Annotated in this window: 21 protein-coding genes; 1 reads left to right on the plus strand and 20 read right to left on the minus strand. The window is 71.1% G+C overall.

All coding sequences use genetic code 11. The features are described from left to right. Positions 1 to 37: 37 nt before the first annotated feature. The 13 genes from metK to pyrR form a co-directional block, all read right to left on the minus strand. The gene (metK, locus tag AB0E88_RS26190) at positions 38 to 1,246 is read right to left on the minus strand and encodes a methionine adenosyltransferase (protein WP_361635045.1); all 1,209 of its coding nucleotides are present in this window, start codon (positions 1,244 to 1,246) and stop codon (positions 38 to 40) included. A 238-nt stretch (positions 1,247 to 1,484) separates the two neighbouring features. Further along, positions 1,485 to 2,690, minus strand: coding sequence for a bifunctional phosphopantothenoylcysteine decarboxylase/phosphopantothenate--cysteine ligase CoaBC (coaBC, locus tag AB0E88_RS26195; protein WP_361635048.1), 1,206 nt, complete (start codon positions 2,688 to 2,690; stop codon positions 1,485 to 1,487). 108 nt (positions 2,691 to 2,798) lie between these two features. Then, positions 2,799 to 3,071: a DNA-directed RNA polymerase subunit omega gene (gene rpoZ / locus AB0E88_RS26200; RefSeq protein ID WP_004933985.1), complete on the minus strand. Its 273-nt coding sequence runs from the start codon at positions 3,069 to 3,071 to the stop codon at positions 2,799 to 2,801. Positions 3,072 to 3,161: 90 nt separating this feature from the next. Continuing rightward, positions 3,162 to 3,755: a guanylate kinase gene (gmk, locus tag AB0E88_RS26205; protein ID WP_361635051.1), complete on the minus strand. Its 594-nt coding sequence runs from the start codon at positions 3,753 to 3,755 to the stop codon at positions 3,162 to 3,164. Between the two features lie 59 nt (positions 3,756 to 3,814). Further along, positions 3,815 to 4,138: an integration host factor gene (locus AB0E88_RS26210; protein ID WP_003977346.1), complete on the minus strand. Its 324-nt coding sequence runs from the start codon at positions 4,136 to 4,138 to the stop codon at positions 3,815 to 3,817. A gap of 310 nt (positions 4,139 to 4,448) precedes the next feature. After that, entirely contained in the window at positions 4,449 to 5,294 is an 846-nt protein-coding gene (gene pyrF / locus AB0E88_RS26215) for an orotidine-5'-phosphate decarboxylase (RefSeq protein ID WP_361635054.1), read from the minus strand. Then, positions 5,291 to 6,397, minus strand: a complete 1,107-nt coding sequence (locus AB0E88_RS26220) for a quinone-dependent dihydroorotate dehydrogenase (RefSeq protein WP_361635161.1) — start codon at positions 6,395 to 6,397, stop codon at positions 5,291 to 5,293. Before AB0E88_RS26220 ends, pyrF begins: the two co-directional genes overlap by 4 nt. A gap of 88 nt (positions 6,398 to 6,485) precedes the next feature. Then, on the minus strand, positions 6,486 to 9,794 hold the full coding sequence (carB, locus tag AB0E88_RS26225; protein WP_361635057.1) for a carbamoyl-phosphate synthase large subunit: 3,309 nt from the start codon (positions 9,792 to 9,794) through the stop codon (positions 6,486 to 6,488). Then, positions 9,787 to 10,929 (minus strand): glutamine-hydrolyzing carbamoyl-phosphate synthase small subunit, encoded by a 1,143-nt coding sequence (carA, locus tag AB0E88_RS26230; protein WP_361635060.1) that lies wholly within the window; start codon positions 10,927 to 10,929, stop codon positions 9,787 to 9,789. Before carA ends, carB begins: the two co-directional genes overlap by 8 nt. After that, positions 10,926 to 11,486: a hypothetical protein gene (locus AB0E88_RS26235; protein WP_361635063.1), complete on the minus strand. Its 561-nt coding sequence runs from the start codon at positions 11,484 to 11,486 to the stop codon at positions 10,926 to 10,928. The genes carA and AB0E88_RS26235 overlap by 4 nt, the downstream gene beginning before the upstream one ends. Continuing rightward, positions 11,483 to 12,769: a dihydroorotase gene (locus tag AB0E88_RS26240; RefSeq protein ID WP_361635066.1), complete on the minus strand. Its 1,287-nt coding sequence runs from the start codon at positions 12,767 to 12,769 to the stop codon at positions 11,483 to 11,485. The genes AB0E88_RS26235 and AB0E88_RS26240 overlap by 4 nt, the downstream gene beginning before the upstream one ends. 4 nt (positions 12,770 to 12,773) lie before the next feature. Beyond that, a complete protein-coding gene (locus tag AB0E88_RS26245) occupies positions 12,774 to 13,760 on the minus strand; it encodes an aspartate carbamoyltransferase catalytic subunit (protein ID WP_361635068.1) in 987 nt (328 codons plus the stop codon). Between the two features lie 91 nt (positions 13,761 to 13,851). Then, entirely contained in the window at positions 13,852 to 14,409 is a 558-nt protein-coding gene (gene pyrR / locus AB0E88_RS26250) for a bifunctional pyr operon transcriptional regulator/uracil phosphoribosyltransferase PyrR (RefSeq protein ID WP_361635071.1), read from the minus strand. Positions 14,410 to 14,752: 343 nt separating this feature from the next. On the opposite strand from pyrR, the gene bldD reads away from it, so the two are divergent. Then, entirely contained in the window at positions 14,753 to 15,253 is a 501-nt protein-coding gene (gene bldD, locus AB0E88_RS26255) for a transcriptional regulator BldD (protein ID WP_110626898.1), read from the plus strand. Positions 15,254 to 15,527: 274 nt separating this feature from the next. Here the strand turns inward: bldD and nusB are convergent, their stop codons facing one another. From nusB to aroC, 7 genes are all read right to left on the minus strand, one after another. After that, positions 15,528 to 15,962 (minus strand): transcription antitermination factor NusB, encoded by a 435-nt coding sequence (nusB, locus tag AB0E88_RS26260; protein WP_361635074.1) that lies wholly within the window; start codon positions 15,960 to 15,962, stop codon positions 15,528 to 15,530. 2 nt (positions 15,963 to 15,964) lie between these two features. Next, entirely contained in the window at positions 15,965 to 16,531 is a 567-nt protein-coding gene (gene efp / locus AB0E88_RS26265; RefSeq protein WP_361635077.1) for an elongation factor P, read from the minus strand. Positions 16,532 to 16,582: 51 nt separating this feature from the next. Further along, positions 16,583 to 17,689, minus strand: coding sequence for an aminopeptidase P family protein (locus AB0E88_RS26270; RefSeq protein ID WP_361635080.1), 1,107 nt, complete (start codon positions 17,687 to 17,689; stop codon positions 16,583 to 16,585). A gap of 121 nt (positions 17,690 to 17,810) precedes the next feature. Continuing rightward, entirely contained in the window at positions 17,811 to 18,704 is an 894-nt protein-coding gene (locus AB0E88_RS26275) for a Pro-rich N-terminal domain-containing protein (protein WP_361635083.1), read from the minus strand. 162 nt (positions 18,705 to 18,866) lie between these two features. Beyond that, positions 18,867 to 19,958, minus strand: a complete 1,092-nt coding sequence (gene aroB / locus AB0E88_RS26280; RefSeq protein ID WP_361635086.1) for a 3-dehydroquinate synthase — start codon at positions 19,956 to 19,958, stop codon at positions 18,867 to 18,869. After that, a complete protein-coding gene (locus tag AB0E88_RS26285) occupies positions 19,955 to 20,470 on the minus strand; it encodes a shikimate kinase (protein ID WP_361635089.1) in 516 nt (171 codons plus the stop codon). The genes aroB and AB0E88_RS26285 overlap by 4 nt, the downstream gene beginning before the upstream one ends. After that, complete coding sequence (gene aroC, locus AB0E88_RS26290) at positions 20,467 to 21,651, minus strand: chorismate synthase (protein WP_361635092.1); 1,185 nt, start codon at positions 21,649 to 21,651, stop codon at positions 20,467 to 20,469. The genes AB0E88_RS26285 and aroC overlap by 4 nt, the downstream gene beginning before the upstream one ends. Positions 21,652 to 21,790 lie beyond the last annotated feature (139 nt).

Here is a 21,790-nt window from a genome sequence, read left to right on the forward strand (position 1 = left end):
CCACGGGGAACCGGGCCTCGGTGACGCCGGACGCCGCTTACAGGCCGGCGGCCTTGCGCAGCGCGTCCACGCGGTCGGTGCGCTCCCACGTGAAGTCGGCCAGCTCACGGCCGAAGTGACCGTACGCGGCCGTCTGGGCGTAGATCGGGCGCAGCAGGTCCAGGTCGCGGATGATCGCGGCCGGACGCAGGTCGAAGACCTCGTCGATGGCCTGCTCGATCTTCTCGACGTCGACCTTCTCGGTGCCGAAGGTCTCCACGAACAGACCCACCGGCTCGGCCTTGCCGATCGCGTACGCGACCTGCACCTCGCAGCGGGACGCGAGACCCGCGGCGACGACGTTCTTCGCGACCCAGCGCATCGCGTACGCCGCCGAGCGGTCGACCTTGGACGGGTCCTTGCCGGAGAAGGCGCCGCCGCCGTGGCGGGCCATGCCGCCGTAGGTGTCGATGATGATCTTGCGGCCGGTGAGGCCCGCGTCGCCCATCGGGCCGCCGATCTCGAAGCGGCCGGTGGGGTTGACCAGCAGGCGGTAGCCCTCGGTGTCCAGCTTGATGCCCTCGTCCAGCAGGGCCTTCAGCTCCGGCTCCACGACGAACTCGCGGATGTCGGGGGCGAGCAGCGACTCGAGGTCGATGTCGGAGGCGTGCTGCGAGGAGACCACGACGGTGTCGAGGCGGACCGCCTTCTCGCCGTCGTACTCGATGGTGACCTGCGTCTTGCCGTCCGGGCGCAGGTAGGGGATCGTGCCGTTCTTGCGCACGTCCGAGAGGCGCTTGGACAGGCGGTGCGCCAGGAAGATCGGCAGCGGCATCAGGGTCGGCGTCTCGTCGGACGCGTAGCCGAACATCAGGCCCTGGTCGCCCGCGCCCTGCCGGTCCAGCTCGTCCTCGTCGCCCTCGACCCGGGTCTCGTAGGCCGTGTCCACGCCCTGTGCGATGTCCGGGGACTGGGCGCCGATGGACACCGACACACCGCAGGAGGCGCCGTCGAAGCCCTTCTTGGAGGAGTCGTAGCCGATCTCGAGGATCTTGTTGCGGACCAGGGTGGCGATGTCCGCGTAGGCCTTGGTGGTGACCTCTCCGGCCACGTGGACCAGGCCGGTGGTGATCAGCGTCTCGACGGCGACACGGGAGGACGGGTCCTCGCGCAGGAGCGCATCGAGAATGGTGTCGCTGATCTGGTCAGCGATCTTGTCGGGGTGACCCTCGGTCACGGACTCCGAGGTGAACAGGCGACGGGACACAACGCTCCCTGGGGTTGCAGCGGCTGCTGGCTGATCGGTGGCGGACGGGCCGGGGGCTGCGCCCGGCGTCGTCCGTGAACAGTTTATCGGTCAGGCTCGGTCACCGGGTCACGTGTCTCGCCACTCGGGAGCCGTGTGACCTGCGGCACGGGCATTCTGCCGAATGCCGAGCGGGCTTGACCAGGGTGGCTCCGTACCCGATGGGGTGGGTCGCGGACGCCAACTGGCCGAACGCGGGTCAGTCGAGGCGCTCGGCCACGAGGTCCCACACGGTGTCGGCGAGTGCCTCCTTGGGGCCGTACGGGACGGGCGTCTCGCTGCCGTCGGCGCCGAGCACGACCGCCTCGTTCTCCTCGGAGCCGAACGTCTTGCGCTCACCCACCTCGTTCACCACGAGCAGGTCACAGCCCTTGCGGCGCAGCTTGGTGCGGCCGTTGGCCAGGACGTCGTCGGTCTCGGCGGCGAAGCCGACGACCACCTGGCCGGGCCGGGCGCGGTCGGCGGAGATCTCCGCGAGGATGTCGGGATTGCGCACCAGGACGATCGGCTCGGGCTCCTGGCCGTCCTTCTTCTTGATCTTCCCGGCGGCGTAGGTGGCCGGCCGGAAGTCGGCCACGGCGGCGGCCATCACGACGGCGTCGGCGTCCGCGGCGGCCTTGAGCACGGCCTCGCGCAGCTGGACGGCGGTGCCGACGGGGACGACGTCCACGCCGGCCGGGTCGGGCAGCGCGCCGGTGTTGGCGGCGACCAGGGTGACCCGGGCGCCGCGCGCGGCGGCGGTGCGGGCGAGGGCGTAGCCCTGCTTGCCGGAGGAGCGGTTGCCGAGGAAGCGGACCGGGTCGAGGGGCTCGCGGGTGCCGCCGGCGCTGATCACGACGTGCCGTCCGGCGAGGTCGGGCTCGCGCACCCCGCGGGCCAGGACGCGGCGGCACACCTCGAAGATCTCGGCCGGGTCGGGCAGCCGGCCCTTGCCGGTGTCGACGCCGGTGAGCCGGCCGACGGCGGGTTCGATGACGACGGCGCCGCGCCGGCGCAGCGTGGCCACGTTCTCCTGGGTGGCGGGGTGCTCCCACATCTCGGTGTGCATGGCGGGCGCGAAGACGACGGGGCAGCGTGCGGTGAGCAGGGTGTTGGTCAGCAGGTCGTCGGCGAGGCCGTGGGCCGCCTTGGCGAGCATGTCGGCCGTGGCGGGGGCGACGACCACCAGGTCGGCCCGCTGGCCGATGCGCACGTGCGGGACCTCGTGGACGGCGTCCCAGACCTCGGTGGAGACGGGGTTGCCGGACAGCGCCGACCAGGTGGCCGCGCCGACGAAGTGCAGTGCGGAGGCGGTGGGGACGACGCGGACGTCGTGTCCCGACTCGGTGAACCGGCGCAGCAGCTCGCACGCCTTGTAGGCGGCGATGCCGCCGCTGACCCCCAGAACGACCTTCGGCTTGTCCACCGTCACTCCCCGGACCTCGGATAACGTCTGCCCCCCATGAGACACCACAGGCCCGGCAGCATGACTGCCGGGCCTGTGGAAAAACCCACTGCGGTGTGCAGATATGACTTACTGGCCCGGGCCCTCGACGGCCTCGGAGGTCAGCAGACCCGCGTTGATCTCACGCAGGGCGATCGAGAGCGGCTTCTCGTGGACGTGCGTGTCCACGAGGGGACCGACGTACTCGAGGAGACCCTCGCCGAGCTGCGAGTAGTACGCGTTGATCTGGCGGGCCCGCTTGGCCGCGTAGATCACGAGGCTGTACTTCGAGTCGGTGGCCTCGAGGAGCTCGTCGATCGGCGGGTTGATGATGCCCTCGGGCGCGGAGATGGAAGAGGACACGCTCTACCTTCCGATGGATGGGAAAAAACAGTCAGGGTGACCAGTTCTGATCACGCTCAGTTCTGATCACACCGAGGTGACCAGTTTTGATCACACAACGTCCATCAAGGCTAGCAGCTCGCGCGCCACGTCCTCGACGGAGGTGTTGACCAGGGTCGTATCGAACTCCGGCTCGGCCGCCAGCTCGGTCCGGGCCACCCCGAGGCGGCGTTCGATGACCTCGGGCGGCTCGGTGCCGCGGCCGGTGAGCCTGCGCACGAGCTCCTCCCAGGAGGGAGGGGCCAGGAACACCAGCTGGGCGTCGGACATCGACTCCCTGACCTGGCGTGCGCCCTGGAGGTCGATCTCCAGCAGGACGGGCTCGCCGTTCTCCAGCCGCTCCAGCACGGCCGCGCGGGGCGTGCCGTACCGGTTGCCGGCGAACTCGGCCCACTCCAGCAGCTCGCCGTTGGCGATCAGCTTGTCCATCTCCTCGTCGGTGACGAAGAAGTAGTGGACTCCATGCTGCTCGCCGGGGCGGGGCTTGCGGGTCGTCGCCGACACCGAGAGCCAGACCTCGGGGTGTTCCTTGCGCATATGAGCGACGACCGTGCTCTTGCCGACCCCGGAGGGGCCGGAGAGCACGGTCAGCCGCGGACGGACGTCCGGGGGCTCGGGGGTCGTCCCCCGGGGTGTTACAGCCATGCAGCGATTATTCCAGTAATCCCGGAGTGCCCGGGACTCCCTGTCCGGCAGGACCCGGTTCAGGAACCCGTGCTGCCGAACTCACGCTCCAGGGAGGCGATCTGGTTCGAGCCGAGGCCGCGCACGCGACGGCTCTCGGAGATACCGAGTCGCTCCATGATCTGCTTGGCGCGGACCTTGCCCACGCCCGGCAGGGACTCCAGCAGAGCGGAGACCTTCATCTTGCCGATGACGTCGTTCTCCTGACCCTGCTTGATGACCTCGTGCAGGGAGGCGCCGGAGTGCTTCAGTCGATTCTTGACCTCGGCCCGCTCCCGGCGAGCCGCGGCGGCCTTTTCGAGCGCGGCTGCGCGCTGTTCGGGGGTAAGGGGCGGAAGAGCCACGCCTACGTCACCTCGGATGTCGAACTGTCGGATACGGACCGGTGAGGAACCTAGTACGCCCCACACCTGGGGAGCCACGAGCAACACGCTCGCCCGTTCTCCCCCACAGCCTTGGGGGCGTGGGTGGTGCCCCCACACGTCGGAGACTAGCGGTCAAGTCCGCCAGAGTCAGCGAGAACAGCGGAAAAGTCCTGGTCAGCCTCCGCCAGGACGGACATTTAGGACATATTGCCCCGGATTTGAGGCTGTATCCAGACTCCCGGCACCCCGGATGTCCTCGCCGGAGCCGTCCGGCGAGGACATCCGGGGCTCAGGGGGCGGTCACCGCGGCGCGGACGTCGTCTGCGAAGCGTTGCGCCGCGTCACGCAGAGCGACGACATCGGGGCCGTGGCACAGCACCCCGCGGCTGACGTTCGGCACCACGTTGCGCACCACGGCGCCGAAGACCCGCGGAAGGTCCGCCGGGGTCGCCCCCTGCGCGCCGATGCCGGGCGCGAGGAGCGGCCCGTTGATGTCCAGGTCGTACGACGACAGGTCACCGAGCGTGGCGCCGACGACCGCGCCGAAGGACCCCAGGGGCTCCTCCCCGGCGTTCTCGGCCGCCAGGTGCGCCAGCATGGTCGCCGCCACGCTGCGGCCGTCGGCGCGCACCGCGTGCTGCACCTCGCCGCCCTCCGGGTTCGACGTGAGCGCCAGGACGAACAGGCCGGCCCCGCTCTCCCGGGCGAGCACGACCGCCGGGCTGAGCGAGCCGTAGCCGAGGTAGGGCGAGACGGTCAGGGCGTCGGAGAACAGCGGGGAGTCCTTGTGCAGGAACGCCTCCGCGTACGCGGCCATGGTGGAGCCGATGTCGCCGCGCTTGGCGTCCATGACGACCAGCGCGCCGGCCTCCCGCGCCTCCTGTACCGCCTTCTCCAGGACGGCCACGCCGCGCGAGCCGAACCGCTCGAAGAACGCGGCCTGCGGCTTGAGCACGGCCACCCGGTCCGCCACGGCCTCGACCACCGTGCGGCTGAACCGCTCCAGACCGGCCACGTCGTCGTTCAGGCCCCACTCGGCGAGCAGGGAGGCGTGCGGGTCGATGCCGACGCACAGCGGGCCGCGCTCGTCCATGGCGCGGCGCAGGCGGGCGCCGAAGGGCTCGTGCGAGGTCATGCGGACTTCCTCACGTCGGCGCCGACCGCGTCGGCGAGGGTGGCGTAGGGGCTGGTGCGCAGGCGTGCGGCGAGTCCCTTGTGGATCGCGCGCATCCAGAGCGGCCCCTCGTAGATGAAGGCGCTGTAGCCCTGGACGAGCGTGGCGCCGGCCAGGATGCGCTGCCAGGCGTCCTCGGCGTTCTCGATGCCGCCGACGCCCACCAGGGTGATGCGGTCGCCCACGCGCGCGTACAGGCGGCGCAGGACCGTCAGGGAGCGCTCCTTGAGCGGGGCGCCGGACAGACCGCCGGTCTCCTCGACCAGGGCCGGCGCGGAGCGCAGGCCCAGGCTCTCGCGGGCGATGGTGGTGTTGGTGGCGATGATGCCGTCCAGGCCCAGCTCCACGGCCAGGTCGGCGACGGCGTCGATGTCCTCGTCGGCCAGGTCGGGCGCGATCTTGACCAGGAGCGGGACGCGGCGCGCGCCGACCGCACGGTCGGCCGCCTCGCGCACGGCGGTCAGCAGCGGGCGCAGCGCCTCGGTGGCCTGGAGGTTGCGCAGTCCGGGCGTGTTGGGCGAGGAGACGTTGACGACCAGGTAGTCGGCGTACGGCGCGAGCCGTTCGGCCGACTTCACGTAGTCGGCGACCGCCTCCTCCTCGGGGACGACCTTGGTCTTGCCGATGTTGACGCCGACGACGGTCTTGAAGACGGGGTTGCGGGAGGCCAGGCGGGCCGCGACGGCCAGCGAGCCGTCGTTGTTGAAGCCCATGCGGTTGATCAGCGCCCGGTCCTCGACCAGGCGGAACAGCCGCTTCTTGGGGTTGCCGGGCTGCGGCTCGCCGGTGACGGTGCCGATCTCGACGTGGTCGAAGCCGAGCATCGCCATCCCGTCGATCGCGACGGCGTTCTTGTCGAAGCCGGCGGCGAGCCCGAAGGGGCCGTGCATGCGCAGGCCCAGGGCCTCGGTGCGCAGCTCCTTGTGGCGGGGGGCGAGGGCGGCGGCGACGAAGGTGCGCAGGACCGGGATGCGCACGGCCCGGCGGATCCAGCGGAAGGCCAGGTAGTGGGCCTGCTCGGGATCCATGCGCGCGAAGAAGAGCGTGAAGAAGATCTTGTACATGCGTGTCCTCACGAAGACATGGGTGTCCTCGACTGGGTGTCCTCACGAAGAGGGGGACACCGTGATCCGGTGTCCCCCTCGCCGGCTGCTAGTCGCGGGCCGCGGTCAGGTGTTCGGCGTGTTCCTGGAGGGAGCGCACGCCCACGTCGCCGTGGTTGAGGGCGTCGATGCCCTGGACGGCGGCCGCCAGGGCCTGGACCGTCGTCAGGCAGGGCACGGAGCGTGCCACCGCCGCCGTACGGATCTCGTAGCCGTCGAGGCGGCCGCCGGTGCCGTACGGGGTGTTGACGATGAGGTCGACCTCGCCGTCGTGGATGAGCTGGACGATGGTCTTCTCGCCGTTCGGGCCGGTGCCCTCGGACTGCTTGCGCACGACCGTGGCGTTGATGCCGTTGCGCTTGAGGACCTCGGCGGTGCCGGAGGTGGCCAGCAGCTCGAAGCCGTGGGCGACCAGCTCGCGGGCCGGGAAGATCATCGAGCGCTTGTCGCGGTTGGCGACCGAGATGAACGCGCGGCCCTTGGTGGGCAGCGGGCCGTAGGCGCCGGCCTGCGACTTGGCGTACGCCGTGCCGAAGACCGAGTCGATGCCCATGACCTCGCCGGTGGAGCGCATCTCCGGGCCGAGGACGGTGTCCACGCCGCGGCCGGAGGTGTCACGGAAGCGGCTCCACGGCATCACGGCCTCCTTGACGGAGATCGGCGCGTCCAGCGGCAGCTCGCCGCCGTCGCCGGTCTTCGGCAGCAGGCCCTCGGCGCGCAGTTCGGCGACGGTCGCGCCCATGGAGATGCGGGCGGCGGCCTTGGCGAGCGGCACCGCGGTCGCCTTGGAGGTGAACGGCACGGTCCGGGAGGCGCGGGGGTTGGCCTCCAGGACGTAGAGGATGTCACCGGCCATGGCGAACTGGATGTTGATCAGGCCGCGCACGCCGACGCCCTTGGCGATCGCCTCGGTGGAGGCGCGCAGGCGCTTGATGTCGAAGCCGCCCAGCGTGATCGGGGGCAGCGCGCAGGCCGAGTCGCCGGAGTGGATGCCGGCCTCCTCGATGTGCTCCATGACGCCGCCGAGGTAGAGCTCCTCGCCGTCGTAGAGCGCGTCGACGTCGATCTCGATCGCGTCGTCGAGGAACCGGTCGACCAGCACCGGACGGGTCGGGCTGATCTCGGTGGACTCGGCGATGTAGGAGGCCAGGCGGGTCTCGTCGTAGACGATCTCCATGCCGCGGCCGCCGAGCACGTACGACGGGCGGACCAGGACCGGGTAGCCGATCTCGTCGGCGATGGCCTTGGCCTCGTCGAAGGTGGTGGCGGTGCCGTGCTTGGGGGCGGGCAGGCCGGCCTCCTTCAGCACCCGTCCGAAGGCGCCCCGGTCCTCGGCCGCGTGGATGGCCTCGGGCGAGGTGCCGACGACCGGCACGCCGTTGTCCTTCAGGGCCTGCGCGAGGCCCAGCGGGGTCTGGCCGCCGAGCTGGACGATGACGCCCGCGATCGGGCCGGCGAGGGACTCGGCGTGGACGATCTCCAGCACGTCCTCGAGCGTCAGCGGCTCGAAGTACAGGCGGTCGGAGGTGTCGTAGTCGGTGGAGACGGTCTCCGGGTTGCAGTTGACCATCACCGTCTCGTAGCCCGCGTCGCTCAGCGCGAAGGAGGCGTGGACACAGGAGTAGTCGAACTCGATGCCCTGGCCGATGCGGTTCGGGCCGGAGCCCAGGATGATCACCGCGGGCTTCTCGCGCCGCGCGACCTCGGTCTCCTCGTCGTAGGAGGAGTAGAAGTACGGCGTCTTCGCGGCGAACTCGGCGGCGCAGGTGTCGACGGTCTTGTAGACCGGGCGGATGCCGAGGGCGTGCCGGACCTCGCGGACGACGTCCTCGCGCAGGCCGCGGATCTCGGCGATCTGCTGGTCGGAGAAGCCGTGCCGCTTGGCCTCGGCGAGCAGCTCGCCGGTCAGCTCGGGGGCCTCGGCCAGCTCGTCCGCGATCTCCTTGATCAGGAAGAGCTGGTCGACGAACCAGGGGTCGATCTTCGTGTAGTCGAAGATCTCCTCGGGCGTGGCGCCGGCGCGGATGGCCTGCATGACCGTGTTGATCCGGCCGTCGGTGGGGCGCACGGCCTCTTCGAGCAGGGCGGTCTTGTCGCCGGGGTCACCGACGAAGGTGAACTGGCTGCCCTTCTTCTCCAGCGAGCGCAGCGCCTTCTGGAAGGCCTCGGGGAAGTTGCGGCCGATGGCCATGGCCTCGCCGACCGACTTCATGGTGGTGGTCAGCGTGGAGTCGGCCTGCGGGAACTTCTCGAAGGCGAATCGCGGGGCCTTGACGACGACGTAGTCGAGGGTCGGCTCGAAGGAGGCCGGGGTCTCGGCGGTGATGTCGTTGGGGATCTCGTCCAGCGTGTAGCCGACGGCCAGCTTGGCGGCGATCTTGGCGATCGGGAAGCCGGTGGCCTTGGAGGCGAGGGCCGAGGAGCGGGACACGCGCGGGTTCATCTCGATGACGATCACGCGGCCGTCCTCGGGGTTCACCGCGAACTGGATGTTGCAGCCGCCGGTGTCGACGCCGACCTCGCGGATGATCGCGATACCGACGTCGCGCAGCACCTGGTACTCGCGGTCGGTCAGCGTCATCGCCGGGGCGACGGTGATCGAGTCGCCGGTGTGCACGCCCATCGGGTCGAAGTTCTCGATGGAGCAGACGACCACGACGTTGTCGTGCTTGTCGCGCATCAGCTCCAGCTCGTACTCCTTCCAGCCGAGGATGGACTCCTCCAGGAGGACCTCGGTGGTCGGGGAGAGCGTGAGGCCCTGGCCGGCGATGCGGCGCAGCTCCTCCTCGTCGTGGGCGAAGCCGGAGCCGGCGCCGCCCATGGTGAAGGAGGGGCGCACGACGACGGGGTAGCCGCCGAGGGTCTCGACGCCCTGGAGGACGTCGTCCATGGAGTGGCAGATGACCGAGCGGGCGGACTCGCCGTGCCCGATCTTCTTGCGGACCTCCTCCACGACGTCCTTGAACAGGTCGCGGTCCTCGCCCTTGTGGATCGCCTCGGGCTTGGCGCCGATCAGCTCGACGCCGTACTTCTCCAGGACGCCGTTCTCGTGCAGCGAGATCGCCGTGTTGAGCGCCGTCTGGCCGCCCAGGGTGGGCAGCAGCGCGTCGGGGCGCTCCTTGGTGATGATCTTCTCGACGAACTCCGGGGTGATCGGCTCGACGTAGGTGGCGTCGGCGATCTCCGGGTCGGTCATGATCGTCGCCGGGTTGGAGTTGACGAGGATCACCCGAAGGCCCTCGGCCTTCAGCACCCGGCACGCCTGCGTGCCGGAGTAGTCGAACTCGGCGGCCTGGCCGATGACGATCGGGCCGGAGCCGATGACCAGGACGGACTGGATATCGGTGCGCTTAGGCACGCTGGCCCTCCATCAGGGAAACGAAGCGGTCGAACAGGTAGGCGGCGTCGTGCGGACCGGCGGCCGCTTCGGGGTGGTACTGCACGGAGAAGGCCGGCTGGTCGAGCAGCTGCAGCCCCTCCACGACGTTGTCGTTCAGGCAGACGTGGGAGACCTCGGCGCGGCCGAAGGGGGTCTCGCTGACCTTGTCGAGCGGCGCGTCCACGGCGAAGCCGTGGTTGTGCGCGGTGACCTCGACCTTGCCGGTGGTGCGGTCCTGGACCGGCTGGTTGATGCCGCGGTGGCCGTACTTCAGCTTGTAGGTGCCGAAGCCGAGGGCGCGGCCGAGGATCTGGTTGCCGAAGCAGATGCCGAACAGCGGGGTCCTGCGCTCCAGCACGGCCTGCATCAGGGCGACCGGTCCGTCGGCGGTGGCGGGGTCGCCGGGGCCGTTGGAGAAGAAAACCCCGTCGGGGCCGACGGCGTAGACGTCGTCGGCGGTGGCGGTGGCGGGCAGGACGTGCACCTCGATGCCGCGCTCGGCCATGCGGTGCGGGGTCATGCCCTTGATGCCGAGGTCGATGGCCGCGACGGTGAACTTCTTCTCGCCGACCGCGGGGACGACGTAGGCCTCCTTGGTGGCGACCTCCTCGTACAGGCTCGCGCCCTTCATGTGGGGCTGGGCCTGCACCAGGGCGAGCAGCTCGTCGTCGGACTTCACCGCCTCGCCGGAGAAGATGCCGGCGCGCATGGAGCCGCGCTCGCGCAGGTGGCGGGTGAGGGCGCGGGTGTCGATGCCGGAGATGCCGACGACGCCCTGGTTCACCAGCTCCTCGTCCAGGGAGCGCTTGGCGCGCCAGTTGGACGGCACACGCGCGGGGTCGCGCACGACGTAGCCGGAGACCCAGATCCGCTTCGACTCGTCGTCCTCGTCGTTCCAGCCGGTGTTGCCGATCTGCGGGGCGGTCGCGACGACGATCTGCCGGTCGTACGACGGGTCGGTGAGGGTCTCCTGGTAGCCGGTCATGCCGGTGGAGAACACGGCCTCGCCGAAGGTCTCCCCCACGGCCCCGTAGGCGCGGCCGCGGAAGATCCGGCCGTCCTCCAGGACGAGTACGGCGGGAACCTTCGTGGTTCCCCTTGTGGAGGTCGTCATCGTGCGCCTTCCGTCTTGTTGATCATGTCGTTCAGGGTGTCGACCCAGGTGGTGTGCTCGGCCGCGTGGTCCGAGCGGAAACCGGAGTCGATCAGTTTGTCGCCGTGGGCCCAGGTCACCACGAGCAGTCCGCCCTCGGTGAGGACCTTGCCGGCGATGCCCTTGTCCAGCCGGGCCCCGCGCAGCTGCGCGGCCGGGACGAAGAAGTCGCGCGCGCCGGGGCGTACGACGTCCAGTCCCGCGTCCGTCAGGGTGAGCTCGGCCCGGCTGCGGGTGCCCAGGCCGTGCGCCACGATGCGGTCGAGCCACTGTCCGGCCGTGGTGGAGCCGTGGTAGCGGCCGCTCATGGTCAGTTTCGCCTCGCCCGGCTCCGCGGGCGCGCTGGGCAGCTCGGGCAGGTCGCCCTGGAGGGTGCCGCGCCACTTCCAGCCCTCGCGCATCAGCCAGTAGACGAGCGCGACGAAGAGGAGGAGGCCGATCACCCAGCCGAGGCGGGCGGCCCAGTCGGTGACCGGTGCCGATTTCTCCGCGGCTGCGAGCAGTGGTGCAGGTGTCACGTGAGCTTCCCGTCGACGACCGTGGCCTTGCCCCGCAGCCACGTGTGCGTCACACGGCCCGGCAGCTCACGCCCCTCGTAGGGGGTGTTGCGGCTGCGCGAGGCGAAGCCCGCGGGGTCCACCTGGCCACGGTATTCCGTGTCGACCAGGGTGAGGTTGGCGGGCTCACCAGCCGAGACGGGACGGCCGTGACCGGTGGCCTGTCCGATCTGCGCGGGCTTGACGGACATCCGGTCGGCGACGCCGGCCCAGTCGAGCAGGCCCGTGTCGACCATGGTGGCCTGGACCACCGACAGCGCGGTCTCCAGGCCCACCATGCCCATGGCGGCGGCGGCCCACTCGCAGTCCTTGTCCTCGTGCGGGTGCGGGGCGTGGTCGGTGGCGACGATGTCGATCGTGCCGTCGGCGAGGGCCTCGCGCAGCGCCCTCACGTCACGCTCGGTGCGCAGCGGCGGGTTGACCTTGTAGACCGGGTTGTAGGTGCGCACCAGCTCGTCGGTGAGGAGCAGGTGGTGCGGGGTGACCTCGGCGGTGACCTGGATGCCGCGGGACTTGGCCCAGCGGACGATCTCGACGCTGCCGGCGGTCGACAGGTGGCAGATGTGCACCCGGGAGCCGACGTGCTCGGCGAGCAGCACGTCCCGCGCGATGATCGACTCCTCGGCGACGGCCGGCCAGCCGCCCAGGCCCAGCTCGGCGGAGACGACGCCCTCGTTCATCTGGGCGCCCTCGGTGAGGCGGGGCTCCTGCGCGTGCTGGGCGACGACGCCGTCGAAGGCCTTCACGTACTCCAGTGCGCGGCGCATGATCACGGCGTCGTCGACGCACTTGCCGTCGTCGGAGAAGACGGTGACGCCGGCGGCCGACTCGTGCATGGCGCCCAGCTCGGCGAGCTTCTTGCCCTCCAGGCCGACCGTGACGGCGCCGATGGGCTGCACGTCGCAGTAGCCGTGCTCCTTGCCGAGCCGCCAGACCTGCTCGACGACACCGGCGGTGTCGGCGACGGGGAAGGTGTTGGCCATGGCGAACACGGAGGTGTAGCCGCCGCTCGCCGCCGCGCGCGTGCCGGTGAGCACGGTCTCGGAGTCCTCGCGGCCGGGCTCGCGCAGGTGGGTGTGCAGGTCGACCAGGCCGGGGAGCAGCACCTTGCCGGCCGCCTCGACGACCTCGGCGCCCTCGGCGGACAGGCCCTGGCCGACCGCCTCGATGACCTCGCCGTCGATCAGGACGTCCTGCGGCTCGCCGCCGAGCACCTTCGCACCACGGATCAGGATCTTGCTCATGGTCTTACTTCTCCTCCGAACCGGTGGGGCGGGTGTGGGTGACGGCGGGCTCGTTGCCGCCCAGCAGCAGGTAGAGGACGGCCATCCGGATGGACACGCCGTTGGCGACCTGCTCGACGGCGGTGCAGCGACCGGAGTCGGCGACCTCGGCGGTGATCTCCATGCCGCGCACCATCGGGCCGGGGTGCATCACGATGGCGTGCTCGGGCAGCTTGGCCATGCGGTCGCCGTCGAGGCCGTAGCGGCGGGAGTACTCGCGCTCGGTGGGGAAGAAGGCGGCGTTCATCCGCTCGCGCTGGACGCGCAGCATCATCACCGCGTCGCTCTTGGGCAGCGTCGAGTCGAGGTCGTAGGAGACCTCGCAGGGCCAGGTCTCGATGCCGACCGGCAGCAGGGTGGGCGGCGCGACGAGGGTGACCTCGGCGCCGAGCGTGTGCAGCAGGTCGACGTTGGAGCGGGCGACCCGGCTGTGCAGGACGTCGCCGACGACGGTGATCCGCTTTCCGGCCAGGTCCTGGCCGAGCCCGGCGTCCCGGCCGACCAGGCGGCGGCGCATGGTGAAGGCGTCCAGCAGGGCCTGGGTGGGGTGCTGGTGGGTGCCGTCGCCGGCGTTGATGACGGCGGCGTCGATCCAGCCGGAGTTGGCGAGGCGGTACGGGGCCCCGGAGGCGCCGTGCCGGATGACGACGGCGTCGACGCCCATGGCCTCCAGGGTCTGCGCGGTGTCCTTCAGGGACTCGCCCTTGGACACGCTGGAGCCCTTGGCGGTGAAGTTGATGACGTCCGCGGACAGGCGCTTCTCGGCGGCCTCGAAGGAGATGCGGGTGCGGGTGGAGTCCTCGAAGAAGAGGTTGACGATCGTGCGGCCGCGCAGGGTCGGCAGCTTCTTGATCGGCCGGTCGGCGACCCGGGCCATCTCCTCGGCGGTGTCGAGGATCAGGACGGCGTCGTCGCGGGTGAGGTCGGCGGCCGAGATGAGATGACGCTGCATCTGTCAGGCTCCGTAAGGCAGTTCAATTCGGGAGGATGTGCGCACTTCGGTGCGTGTGCGGGCATGCCGAAGCCGCCCGGCGCGCGAGGTGCTACTGGTCGGCCTTCACACCGAGCAGCACGGTGTCGCGACCGTCCTCCTCGGCGAGCAGGACCTTGACCGTCTCCCGCAACGACGTGGGGAGGTTCTTGCCGACGTAGTCGGCGCGGATCGGCAGTTCCCGGTGGCCGCGGTCGACGAGGACCGCGAGCTGCACCGCGCGGGGGCGCCCGATGTCGTTCAGGGCGTCGAGGGCGGCGCGGATGGTGCGGCCGGAGAACAGCACGTCGTCCACGAGCACGACCAGCTTGCCGTCGATGCCGTCACCGGGGATCTCGGTGCGGGCCAGCGCCCGCGGCGGGTGCATGCGCAGGTCGTCGCGGTACATGGTGATGTCCAGCGAGCCGACCGGGATCTTGCGCTCGGTGATCTGCTCGAGCTTGACGGCGAGCCGCTGGGCGAGGAAGACGCCCCGGGTGGGGATGCCGAGGAGCACCACGTCGTCGGCGCCCTTGGCGCGCTCGACGATCTCGTGGGCGATGCGGGTCAGTACCCGCGCGATGTCGGGGCCTTCGAGAACGGGCCTCGCATCGGACGCTTGCGTGTCCATACGAAAAGGACCTCCTTCTCCGCCTCACGGGACGGACCTTAAAGGACGTCGGGTTTGCGCCATCCACGGTAGCAGGCCGCGACAGCACCGGGCGACGACCCCCCGCCCCGCCCGCGGCGACACCCACGGGATCGTCCCGGCACGGCCCCCGACACGCCGGGGCACCACCCGCTCGGCCCCCTGTCACCACCCGGTTGGCGCAGTCGGCCGCCACTACCACGGAAGCGTCGGTGTGGACCATTCGGCTTGACGCAGGAGAATCACGCTGCGTAACCTCACAGTGAGTTACCAGCCGCGCGGCATGGACGAAGCCAGTCGCGTCGACACAGTGCCGGGGAGCTATATGTCCAGCGAATACGCCAAACAGCTCGGGGCCAAGCTCCGGGCCATCCGCACCCAGCAGGGCCTTTCCCTCCACGGTGTCGAGGAGAAGAGCCAGGGCCGCTGGAAGGCGGTCGTGGTCGGTTCCTACGAGCGCGGCGACCGTGCCGTGACCGTGCAGCGCCTCGCCGAGCTGGCGGACTTCTACGGCGTGCCGGTGCAGGAGCTGCTCCCGGGCACGACCCCCGGCGGTGCCGCCGAGCCCCCGCCGAAGCTGGTCCTGGACCTGGAGCGCCTGGCCCACGTCCCCGTGGAGAAGGCGGGCCCGCTGCAGCGCTACGCGGCCACCATCCAGTCGCAGCGCGGTGACTACAACGGCAAGGTGCTCTCCATCCGCCAGGACGACCTGCGCACACTCGCCGTCATCTACGACCAGTCCCCCTCGGTCCTCACCGAGCAGCTGATCAGCTGGGGCGTGCTGGACGCGGACGCGCGTCGCGCGGTCGCCCACGAGGAGAGCTGAGCGCCCGCGGCGCCCTCAGCAGAAACGTCTCTACCAGGGGCGGAGCCACACGGCTCCGCCCCTGTGTGGTTCTCCGGCCCCTCACCGCCCTCTCGGGCGCTGCCGAGGCCCTGCGAGCTGGAGGAACCGCCCGGGGCCGCCGTACGGCTGCGCCAGGACCGCCGTACGGTGCACCGGCTCCCGGGCGCGCTACGACGACGCGCCCGGCCGCAGTGAACGCCAAGGGCCCGCGGACGGATCCGCGGGCCCTTGGGCATGGCACGAACAGGGGGCGTCAGGCCTGGTCCCTGCGCAGGGACGGCTTGAGCTCCTTCAGCCGGCCGAGCAGGCCGTTGACGAACGACGGCGACTCGTCGGTGGAGAACTCCTTCGCCAGCTGCACCATCTCGTCCAGGACGACGGCGTCCGGGGTCTCGTCGACCCAGATCAGCTCGTAGGCGCCGAGACGGAGGATGTTGCGGTCGACGACCGGCATCCGGTCCAGCGTCCAGCCCACCGCGTACTGCGCGATCAGCTCGTCGATGCGCTTCGCGTGCTCGGCGTAGCCCTCGACCAGCTGCATCGTGTACTCGCTCACCGGCGGCTGCCGGGTGTCGGAGCGGGAGAGCCGGACCCAGTCCGCGAGGACCGTGAGGACGTCGGCGTCGCGCTGGTCGCCCTCGAAGAGGATCTGGAAGGCGCGCTTGCGGGCCGTGTTGCGGGCAGCCACGGTTAGCTGTTCACCCGGCCGAGGTAGTCGCTGGTGCGGGTGTCGACCTTGATCTTCTCACCGGTGGTGATGAAGAGCGGGACCTGGATCTGGTGGCCGGTCTCCAGGGTGGCGGGCTTGGTGCCACCGGTGGAGCGGTCGCCCTGGACGCCCGGCTCGGTCTCCTGGACGGTCAGCTCGACGGCGGCCGGCAGCTCGACGAAGAGCACCTCGCCCTCGTGCTGCGCGACGGTGGCCTTGAAGCCCTCGATCAGGAAGTTGGCCGCGTCGCCGACGGCCTTGCGGTCGACCATCAGCTGGTCGTAGGTCTCCATGTCCATGAAGACGAAGTACTCGCCGTCCATGTACGAGAACTCCATGTCGCGCTTGTCGACAGTGGCCGTCTCGACCTTGACGCCGGCGTTGAAGGTCTTGTCGACGACCTTCCCGGACAGCACGTTCTTGAGCTTGGTGCGCACGAAGGCCGGGCCCTTGCCGGGCTTGACGTGCTGGAACTCGACGACGGACCAGAGCTGGCCGCCTTCGAGCTTGAGCACCATGCCGTTCTTGAGGTCGTTCGTGGAAGCCACGGTTGCGGAATCTCCTGGACTGACGTGGACGACCCCGGGGCACGCACCTGCCTAGAGGGCGAGCAGCTCCTTGGTCGTGATGGTGAGTAGCTCGGGTCCGCCGTCCGCCTCGGGGCGGACGACGAGCGTGTCATCGATCCTGACACCGCCCCGGCCGGGGAGGTGGACCCCCGGTTCGACGGTGACCGGCACGCAAGCGTCCAGTTTACCCATGGCTGAGGGACTCAATTGAGGGTCCTCGTGGATTTCGAGTCCGACACCGTGCCCGGTGAGCGGCAGAAGGCGCTCGGAATGGCCCGCGGAGTCCAGCACCTGGCGCGCCGCGCGGTCCACGTCCCGGTACGCGGTGCCCGGCGTCAGGCTCTCGCGGCCCGCCCGCTGTGCGGCGAAGACCAGGTCGTACAGCTCGATCTGCCAGTCGGCGGGCGAGGTGCCGATGACGAAGGTGCGGCCGATCTCGCAGCGGTAGCCGCGGTAGGTCGCGCCCAGGCAGACGGAGAGGAAGTCGCCCTCCTCGACGCGGCGGTCGGTGGGCCGGTGCCCGCGCCGCCCCGCGTGCGGACCGGTGGCCACGGAGGTGGCGAAGGCGGGCCCGTCGGCGCCGTGGTCCACCAGGCGGCGCTCCAGTTCGAGGGCGAGGTGCCGTTCGGTGCGCCCGACGAGGATGGACTCCAGCAGCTCCCCGAGGGCCTGGTCGGCGATCTCCGCGCCGATGCGCAGGCAGGAGATCTCCTCCTCGTCCTTGACCACCCTGAGCTGTTCCACGGCGCCGCCCAGGTCGCTCAGGCGCAGCCGGGGCGCCACCGAGCGGATGGCCCGGTGCCGGGCGACGGTGAGGTGGTGCTCCTCCAGGGCGAGCGAGTCCAGGCCCGCGGCCTGCGCCAGGCCCGCCGCCGCGACGGCGGCGTCGCCGCCGGGACCGGACAGGGTGTGGACGCGCACGGCCTCGTCGGGACGGCCCTCGGTGGGCCGGTCCTCGAGCGGGCCCACGCACACCAGTACGTCGTCGTCCCTGCTCAGCAGCAGTGCGGCGCCGTGCGGGGACGCGCCCGCCAGGTAGCGGATGTTGGCTGGACGGGTGACCAGCGCGGAGGGGCTGCCGCCCACACTGCAGCGTTCCCTCAGCCTGGCTCGGCGGGTCGCGTACACCTCTGACATGACACGAGCGTAGGAGCGGTGGGCGTTTTGTGCCGGTTGGGAGGGGCCGAAGGGGGACGGCGGCGCGCCGAAGGGGTACGGCGGCACGGGGGTACCCCTCAGGCCGGTTCGCTTCCCTCGGCTACCACTGCGGCGGGCTCGCTATCGCCCTCGCCAGGACGTCGTCCAGGAGCTTCGCCGTCTCCGGGACGTCCAGCTGGGAGTTGTCGATGATCGGCAGGCCCGAGCCGTACCAGCCGGCCATACGGCCGTGGATGCGGGCGACCTCCTCGTCCGTGAGGCGGCGGTTGCCGCTGCGTTCGGCGTTGCGCTCCAGCACGATGTCGAGGCCCGGCAGCAGCACGACCGGAAGCAGGCCGGGCCCGACATGCCGTTTCCAGCCACCGAGCCCGACGACCGGGCGGTCGGGGAAGACGGCGTCGTCGAGGATGCAGGAGATGCCGTTGGCGAGGAAGTTGCGCGCGGCGAAGCCGCAGGTGCGGCGGGCGAGGCGGTACTGCGCCTCCGAGTGGTCGTTCCACCCCGACTGGGGGTCGGCGAAGCCCGAGCGCACCCATTCGCGCACGTCGTCGAGGCTGATGTGGGCCGTGGGCACCCCGCGGTGGTCGGCCCAGTAGCGGGCGACGCTGGTCTTGCCGGCTCCGGCCGGGCCGATGAGCAGGACGGCGAGGGTGGTGGTCGCCGGGTCGGGGGCGACCGGGGCGGGCGGCACCGCGGGCACACCGACCGGGCCGCCGGGGGGCAGCGCGACATGGCCGGTGGCGTCCGGAGGCGGGGGCGCGGTCGGATGCGGCGGCATCGCCTGGGGCGGTGGCGCGGGGTGCGGCGGGAGCGGGCCGGAGGGCGGCGCTCCGGTGAAGCCCGGGGGCGGCGGCGGCACGGGGCCGGAGCCCTGGGGTGCGGGGGCCGGCCCATGGGGGGCGACCGGGTGGTGTGCGGCCGGTGACCAGCCGACGGCCGGTCCGTGCCCCGGCTGGTGGGGCGGCGGCAGCGGAGAACCCACTGCTTGCTGCATCCGGTGCCACTCCGTCTCGTACAGAAGATTGACGCTGGCCGGCGGGGGCGAACCCCGCCCTACCGAACGGTACCGCCCCCGGCCGCTGATTGGTGAACGGCCGGGGGCGGTGTGAAGTGCCCGCTGTGCGTGCGGAATCGGGCGGAAGGGACCCCGTGGGCGTTACTGTCCCACTTCCCCGTACGCGGCGAGCAGCACCGCCGGGTCCGGGCCCTCCATGACGGTCGGCTTGGCCAGGCCGTCCAGGACGATGAAGCGCAGCAGGTCCCCGCGGGACTTCTTGTCGACCTTCATCGTCTCCAGCAGCTTGGGCCACTGGTCGTAGCGGTAGTGCAGGGGCAGGCCGACCGCTTCGAGGACCGTGCGGTGACGGTCGGCCGTGGCGTCGTCCAACCGGCCCGCCAGCCGCCCGAGTTCGGCGGCGAAGTGCATGCCGACCGCGACGGCCGCGCCGTGCCGCCACTTGTACCGCTCGTTCTTCTCGATGGCGTGGCCCAGGGTGTGGCCGTAGTTGAGGATCTCCCGCAGACCCGACTCCTTCAGGTCGCTGGAGACGACCTCCGCCTTCACCCGGATCGAACGCTCGATCAGCTCGGCCGTGTGCGGGCCGGCCGGGGTGCGCGCGGCCTCGGGGTCGGACTCGATGAGCTCCAGGATCACCGGGTCGGCGATGAAACCGGCCTTGATGACCTCGGCCAGGCCGGAGACGTAGTCGTTGACCGGGAGGGAGTCCAGCGCCGCCAGGTCGCACAGGACGCCGGCCGGCGGGTGGAAGGCGCCCACCAGGTTCTTGCCCTCGGCGGTGTTGATGCCGGTCTTGCCGCCGACGGCCGCGTCCACCATCGCCAGGACGGTCGTGGGGACGGCGATCCAGCGCACGCCGCGCAGCCAGGTCGCGGCGACGAAACCGGCGAGGTCGGTGGTGGCGCCGCCGCCGACGCCGACGATGACGTCGGTACGGGTGAACCCGGACTGGCCGAGCGCCTTCCAGCAGTAGGCGGCGACCTCGGCGGTCTTGGCCTCCTCGGCGTTCGGCACCTGGATCGCGACGGCCTCGAAGCCCTGCTCGGCGAGGTCGGCGCGCAGGGCGTCGCCGGTCTCGGCGAGCGCCTCGGGGTGGATCACGGCGACCCGCTTGGCCTTGGCGCCGATCAGCCCGCCGAGTTCACCCAGCAGCTGACGGCCCACCAGGACGTCGTAGGGGTCGGTGCCGGCCGTCCCGCCGACGTGGATCCGCGTGACCGACTCGCTCATGCTTTCTTCAACTCCACTGCTTCCAGGGCGGCTTGGGTAACCTCTTCGGGGGTGCGCCCGTCGGTCGGCACGACCGCCGTGGCGACCTCCTCGTACAGGTGCCGGCGGGCCTCCATCAGCTCGCGCCACTGCTTGCGCGGGTTGACGGCGAGCAGCGGGCGGGCGGCGTTGAGGCCGGTGCGCTTGACGGCCTCCTCGACGTCCATCGACAGGTAGACCACCTGATGGCCGCCCAGGAGCGCGCGGGTGCCGGCGTCGAGGACGGCGCCGCCGCCGAGCGCGAGGACGCCCTCGTGCTCGGTGAGCGCCTCGCGCACCGCGGCCTTCTCCAGGGTGCGGAAGGCGCTCTCGCCGTCCTCCAGGAAGATGTCGGCGATGGTGCGGCCCTGCCCGGTGACGATGTCGTCGTCGGTGTCCCGGTAGCCCACGCCGAGACGCTCGGCGAGGAGCCGCCCGACGGTGGACTTGCCCACGCCCATCGGGCCGACCAGGACCAGCAGCGGCCCGCTCATCGGATGTGGAGGTTGTCGAGGTAGGACCGCAGGTTGCGGCGGGTCTCGGTGACGCTGTCGCCGCCGAACTTCTCCGCCACCGCGTCCGCCAGCACCAGCGCCACCATCGCCTCCGCGACGATCCCCGCGGCCGGGACCGCGGAGACATCGGAACGCTGATGATGGGCCTGGGTGGCCTCACCGGTGGTCACGTCCACCGTCTGCAGCGCCCGCGGCACCGTCGCGATCGGCTTCATCGCCGCCCGCACCCGCAGCAGCTCACCCGTCGACAGACCACCCTCCGTACCACCCGCACGCCCGGAGACACGGCGGATGCCCTCCGGCGTGTTCACGATCTCGTCGTGCGCCTTCGAACCCGGCACCCGGGCCAGGTCGAACCCGTCACCGACCTCCACGCCCTTGATCGCCTGGATACCCATCAGCGCACCGGCCAGCCGCGCGTCCAGCCGGCGGTCCCAGTGCACATGCGAGCCCAGGCCCACCGGCACCCCGTACGCGAGCACCTCGACCACACCGCCGAGCGTGTCACCGTCCTTGTGGGCCTGGTCGACCTCCGCCACCATCGCCTTGGACGTGTCCGCGTCCAGGCAGCGCAGCGGGTCCGCGTCCAGCCTCTCCACATCGGCCGGCGTCGGGTACACACCCCGCGGGGCCTTCACCGAGCACAGCTCCGTGACATGGCTGACGATCTCGATCCCGGCGGTCTCCTTCAGGTACGACCGGGCGACCGCGCCCAGCGCCACCCGCGCCGCCGTCTCCCGCGCCGAGGCACGCTCCAGGATCGGCCGCGCCTCCTCGAAGCCGTACTTCTGCATGCCCGCGAGGTCGGCATGGCCGGGACGCGGCCGGGTCAGCGGCGCGTTGCGCGCCAGCGCGGCCAGCTCCTCCGGATCCACCGGATCGGCCGCCATCACCTTCTCCCACTTCGGCCACTCGGTGTTGCCCACCATGACCGCCACCGGGGAACCCAGGGTCAGCCCGTGCCGGACACCCCCCAGGAACGTGACCTCGTCCCGCTCGAACTTCATGCGCGCACCGCGGCCATAGCCGAGCCGCCGCCGCGCCAGGTGATCCGCCACCATCTCCGTGGTGATCGGCACGCCGGCGGGAAGGCCCTCCAGCGTCGCGACAAGTGCGGGACCATGGGACTCACCCGCGGTCAGCCAACGCAGCCTGCTCAACGATGCTCCTCAGTGCTCGCGCCTGGTTCTGCTCCGCGTACACGCACGCACGCGTACGGCGACGGCGCGACCGGGTGCGCGGCCCGGGCCCGCCACCTCCGATCCTCCCACGTCCGGGCGGAAGTCCCGGCCGCCGGTC

This window comes from Streptomyces sp. NPDC028635, from assembly GCF_040637635.1.
Taxonomy (GTDB): domain Bacteria; phylum Actinomycetota; class Actinomycetes; order Streptomycetales; family Streptomycetaceae; genus Streptomyces.

What these genes read in the sequence shown, in the direction of transcription:
- gmk (WP_361635051.1), bottom strand. Translation starts at nt 3,755, where the DNA reads ATGGCTGTAACACCCCGGGGGACGACCCCCGAGCCCCCGGACGTCCGT.
- pyrF (WP_361635054.1), bottom strand. Translation starts at nt 5,294, where the DNA reads ATGACCTCGCACGAGCCCTTCGGCGCCCGCCTGCGCCGCGCCATGGAC.
- AB0E88_RS26220 (WP_361635161.1), bottom strand. Translation starts at nt 6,397, where the DNA reads ATGTACAAGATCTTCTTCACGCTCTTCTTCGCGCGCATGGATCCCGAG.
- carA (WP_361635060.1), bottom strand. Translation starts at nt 10,929, where the DNA reads ATGACGACCTCCACAAGGGGAACCACGAAGGTTCCCGCCGTACTCGTC.
- AB0E88_RS26240 (WP_361635066.1), bottom strand. Translation starts at nt 12,769, where the DNA reads ATGAGCAAGATCCTGATCCGTGGTGCGAAGGTGCTCGGCGGCGAGCCG.
- AB0E88_RS26245 (WP_361635068.1), bottom strand. Translation starts at nt 13,760, where the DNA reads ATGCAGCGTCATCTCATCTCGGCCGCCGACCTCACCCGCGACGACGCC.
- pyrR (WP_361635071.1), bottom strand. Translation starts at nt 14,409, where the DNA reads ATGGACACGCAAGCGTCCGATGCGAGGCCCGTTCTCGAAGGCCCCGAC.
- bldD (WP_110626898.1), top strand. Translation starts at nt 14,753, where the DNA reads ATGTCCAGCGAATACGCCAAACAGCTCGGGGCCAAGCTCCGGGCCATC.
- AB0E88_RS26270 (WP_361635080.1), bottom strand. Translation starts at nt 17,689, where the DNA reads ATGTCAGAGGTGTACGCGACCCGCCGAGCCAGGCTGAGGGAACGCTGC.
- AB0E88_RS26275 (WP_361635083.1), bottom strand. Translation starts at nt 18,704, where the DNA reads ATGCAGCAAGCAGTGGGTTCTCCGCTGCCGCCGCCCCACCAGCCGGGG.
- aroB (WP_361635086.1), bottom strand. Translation starts at nt 19,958, where the DNA reads ATGAGCGAGTCGGTCACGCGGATCCACGTCGGCGGGACGGCCGGCACC.
- AB0E88_RS26285 (WP_361635089.1), bottom strand. Translation starts at nt 20,470, where the DNA reads ATGAGCGGGCCGCTGCTGGTCCTGGTCGGCCCGATGGGCGTGGGCAAG.